A 258-nucleotide genomic window follows, 5' to 3' on the forward strand; every position below is an offset into this window, starting at 1 on the left:
AGATGTCCGTAATCTGCACATTTTCGTCAGACTCTACTTTCAGGGCGATACGCTTGGCCTGCTGAGGCGTCAAAACATGCTTCCGACCACCCTTTCTGCCTCTGGCCCGTGCTGCTTTACGTCCGGCTGACGTTCTTTCACGGTTCAGGTTGCGCTCAAACTCGGCAAACGCCCCGCAGACATGGAAAAACAGCTTGCCAACCGGTGTCGACGTATCAAACCCCTCCTGAATCGAGCAAAAGGCGACTCCCTTGCTGT

The 258-nt window shown here is 54.7% G+C and carries 1 protein-coding gene; it reads right to left on the minus strand.

Annotated elements, in window-relative coordinates:
• Nucleotides 1-258, minus strand: a 258-nt coding sequence (locus ACRHOC_RS14905; protein WP_431159417.1) for a recombinase family protein, incomplete at both ends; no start/stop codon positions are given.

The organism is Winogradskyella poriferorum (genome assembly GCF_050618035.1).
GTDB classification, from domain to species: domain Bacteria; phylum Bacteroidota; class Bacteroidia; order Flavobacteriales; family Flavobacteriaceae; genus Winogradskyella; species Winogradskyella poriferorum_A.